This window comes from uncultured Pseudoalteromonas sp., from assembly GCF_963922945.1.
GTDB lineage: Bacteria > Pseudomonadota > Gammaproteobacteria > Enterobacterales > Alteromonadaceae > Pseudoalteromonas.
This window is the reverse complement of the sequence record NZ_CAWUKC010000147.1, coordinates 1-3,749: the sequence shown is the minus strand read 5'-3', so window position 1 is coordinate 3,749 and position 3,749 is coordinate 1. Positions and strand designations below refer to the sequence as shown.

5 protein-coding genes are annotated in these 3,749 nt (G+C 41.7%); 1 reads left to right on the top strand and 4 read right to left on the bottom strand.

The annotated features are described in order from the left end of the window. Positions 1-408 (bottom strand): ribonuclease E activity regulator RraA (rraA, locus tag AABI99_RS17675; protein WP_338367436.1); only part of this gene is annotated, 408 nt, incomplete at its 3' end. Between the two features lie 3 nt (positions 409-411). Continuing rightward, positions 412-1,065, bottom strand: coding sequence for a TetR/AcrR family transcriptional regulator (locus tag AABI99_RS17670; RefSeq protein WP_338367435.1), 654 nt, complete (start codon positions 1,063-1,065; stop codon positions 412-414). A gap of 175 nt (positions 1,066-1,240) precedes the next feature. Between AABI99_RS17670 and yddG the strand changes: the two genes are divergently transcribed. Further along, the gene (gene yddG / locus AABI99_RS17665) at positions 1,241-2,161 is read left to right on the top strand and encodes an aromatic amino acid DMT transporter YddG (protein ID WP_338367434.1); all 921 of its coding nucleotides are present in this window, start codon (positions 1,241-1,243) and stop codon (positions 2,159-2,161) included. Positions 2,162-2,183: 22 nt separating this feature from the next. Here the strand turns inward: yddG and AABI99_RS17660 are convergent, their stop codons facing one another. After that, positions 2,184-3,050, bottom strand: coding sequence for an alpha/beta fold hydrolase (locus AABI99_RS17660; RefSeq protein ID WP_338367433.1), 867 nt, complete (start codon positions 3,048-3,050; stop codon positions 2,184-2,186). A gap of 391 nt (positions 3,051-3,441) precedes the next feature. After that, on the bottom strand, positions 3,442-3,749 hold a 308-nt coding region (locus tag AABI99_RS17655), incomplete at its 5' end, for an ankyrin repeat domain-containing protein (protein WP_338367432.1).

The following is a 3,749-nucleotide window of genomic DNA, read 5'->3' as shown; positions in this document are numbered from 1 at the left end:
GCTAAGCATAGTTACTGTTTGGTTTTTATCGCCAAAGCCACGTTTTAATGTGCTACGCGGGGTTGAGCCAAGCGCCATTACTGGTAAGTCCATAGTGGCAAGTATTTCTATATCGCGGCAACAGCCGTTAATAACAACGCCTTCCCAGCCATTTTTTAACGCGCGCTCAGCCATAATATCGCCTATAAAAGCAAAGCGTTTGCTAGCAAAGCCATCAATAACTAATACTTTACCCTTACCGTTTTCATGCAGTATATCGGCGGCAAACGAGTTATCGTCTGGGCAGGTAACGGTAACTGCTTGACCACTAAAGGTGGTTTTTTTACCAAAGTGGCGTAGGCCGCTGTCGGCTACTTGTGCGCTTTCGCGGTGATCGTCAAATAAATCGGGGGTGGTAAAGTTATTCATGGGTTAGGCCTCACTGTGCTCAGGTATTTTTAAGCCAATACCTTTTAAAATTATGTGGGCAATTGATTGCGTTATTTGTGCCACATCGGTTTCGTCGTATTCTAATTTGTTCATTACCAGTAGTACTTCAGCCTGAAAGTCGGCGTAGTACTGTGTAGTTGACCAAATGGTAAATAATAAATGGTAAGGGTCAACATTATCCATTTTGTTTGCATCTATCCATGCCTGAAACACGTCTACCTTTTGTTTTACCCACGGGCGCGTGTTGGTTCTAAAGTAGTTTTGTAAATACGGAGCACCGCGTAGTATTTCACTGGCAAATAAACGTGACTGCAGCGGCTGACTTACGGCAAGTATTACTTTGCTTTTAATATAGTGATAAAGCACATGTGCAGGGTCGTCCTCAGGGGTTACGTTATCTAAGCCTAAGTTCCAATGCGCTATTATGCGGTCTATTACGTTTTCGTATAGGCCGTCTTTGCTTTTAAAATAATATAAAATATTGGCCTTAGGAACGCCTGCTTCTTTGGCAACCATGCTCATACTGGTGCCATCGTAACCAAGCTGAGAAAACAATTGCTCGGCGGCATCGAGTATTAATGTTTGGTTTTTTACTCGAGTGAGTTCTTTTTTATTTGGCTTTGTTTGTGTGCTCATTATGGCAATGCTGTTTTTAACGTGTTGAATGATTGTAACTTTACTGACCAAAAGGTCAAACACTTAAGTGCAGGCTAAAAACACCTTTATAACAATAAATGATGAGCAGCAATTGTTTAAATCAGTAATTACTGTTAGCGTAACGTCAAACATAAGTAGTACTTTTAGGTAGTTAATGGACTTTTTTTCTAATCATAAATACACGCTTTATGGCATTGCCGCTATTTTATTATGGAGTTGTTTAGTGGCTCTGCTTAGGGATGTTTCGGAGTTATTTGGCCCTATAGGCGGGGCGGCCCTTATGTACAGCGTAAGCGCGCTGTTTTTACTATTGGTAATGGGGCGGCCTAAGTTTGCAGGGTTTAATAAGCGCTATATTATTTTAGGTACTGCTTTATTTGCACTTTACGAGGTATGTTTAGCGCTGTTTGTAGGGCTTGCTAATAATCGCCACCAAGCGGTAGAAATGGCCGTTATAAATTATTTATGGCCCGCACTCACCATTTTGCTCAGTATTATCGTTAACCGTAGTAAAGTCAGTGTATGGATATACCCAGGTATGCTGCTCGCCTTTTTTGGCGTGGCTTGGTGCGTGGGTGGCGATAGCGGGTTATCACTTAATAGTATTGTGGGCAATTTTGCCAGTAACCCAACAGCGTACTTGTTAGCGTTTGTAGCCCCTTTTATTTGGTCTGTTTACTGCGTTATAACTCAAAAAAATAGCAACGGACAAAATGCTATAGTGCTTTTTTTTATAGCCACTGCGCTAAGCTTATGGGTGTTGTATGGGCTAAGTGATGAACCTGCTATGGTATTTTCATTACACGCAACCATTACACTTGTTTTAGCAGGCATTGTGGTAGGCAGCGGTTATGCCCTTTGGAACCAAGCAATTATTGGCGGTAACTTAATGTTGCTTGGTACGCTTTCGTATTTTACACCGGTTTTCTCGGCGATTATCTCGGCGCTTTATTTGTCAATTACCCTCAGTGCCTCATTTTGGCAAGGAGTAATAATGGTCACTGGCGGCTCACTCGTTTGCTATTTTGTAACCCGTGAGAAACCAAATAAAAAGCCAATAAACGCAGTTAATTAACGACGCGATAAAGCTGTATGTTTTAACTGTGTTTGTTCAGCCAATTAAGCGCAAGTGGCCATAGTCCGTCAGATTTTTTGCTAAAAAACTTCATATGGCCAATTTCCTTCAAACCATAATCGTGTGGGTTTAAGGTCAGGGTTTGTGCTTTTAATTTAGGAAAAACCGAGAGCATATCGGCAACATTTGCATTATTTGCAATGTCGTCGTCGGTAGCATTAACCCATATTGAGGGCATAGAAAGCGTGTTGTAACAGTGTTGAAATACGGTATCGCCAAATGCCGATTGCACATACCCTTGTGCGTTACACCACTTTTGCCACTGCTTTGCAACGCCTTTAGGTAAGGGCTCGCCCATGCCAAACCACTGCGATTTAGTATGGCCAAATAGCGCGTTACTGAGGGGAATAACCCCATTCATAAAAAAGTGCGCTTTAACTTGATACGCCAAGCGCATATTGGTTAATTTCCCTGACGAGCAAGCAAAATTAAACGCGGAGCTTAGCTCGTTAGCGTTATGCATTAGCCCCACTAATTGCCCGCCGGCGCTATGACCCACTAAATGATACTGCGTATTAGGAAACACCCTTTGCAAATGCTCAAGCACTGCAGGCATGTCTTGCTCGCCCCAGGTTTGTAATGTGGCTTTGCTTTTTTTAATACTGCGGTAAAGCGATTGGCCAATACCACTGTTATCAAAAGTAATAACGCCAAAGCCATGTTGCTGTAAGTAAGTAGCAAAGTTTGCATAAAACTGCTGCTTTATACCGGTTGCAGGGGCAATCATCACCGCACCTTTAATAGGGCTGGTGGGAGTAAATACACGGGCGCTTAGAGTTTGCCTGTTATTGCAGGTAATAGTGGTGTGCTCAAAGTGTGGTGAGGTCATTAGAATTATTATTTCCCATATAAAGTACACAGATAAAAAATAATAGCTGGTAAGACCAGTTTCAGCAAGAGGGGAAGGCGTTGTTTATACCTACTCCATTAAGTATGTGCTCTTAATTTTACGCCGACAAAAAATTCAGCTTTAGGCATATATTGATGTAAATGGTTGTTCACTTGTCGAAATTACAACAAAAAAATGAGTTGTTTTAGCGAGTAAAATAGGCCAGCTATTTATTGGAATTGGTATAAACCACGCCCCGAATGAAGTGGGGCGAGAGGAAGGTTTAAATAACTACAGGGTACTACTTATTTTGCGAAAGTCTTGTTATTGGCAGTTAATGGAGCCTTATTGCTATTAACAACAACGGGCTAATGAGTATATTAAAAGTTGGTTAATTAGATTTACTGTTCACTTGAGCGAGTAAGTCGAGCACTTTTTGTTGGCCAAATTTTTGTGCAAATTGCTCGGCTGTTTGGCCTGCTTTGTTTTGATGTGCGTTGTCGCAATCAAGGCCTACAAGTGTTTTAGCGATACTAAATTCGCCTCTAAAAATGGCGGCCATTAGGGCTGTGTTACCGCGGTTGTCTTCAAGGCAGGCATTAGCACCTAGTTGCAATAAAGTGTTTACCGTATTTTTATTGCCGTGGTAGGTGGCAATCATTAGCGCGGTGTAACCTTTGTTGTTGTAACTATTAATAG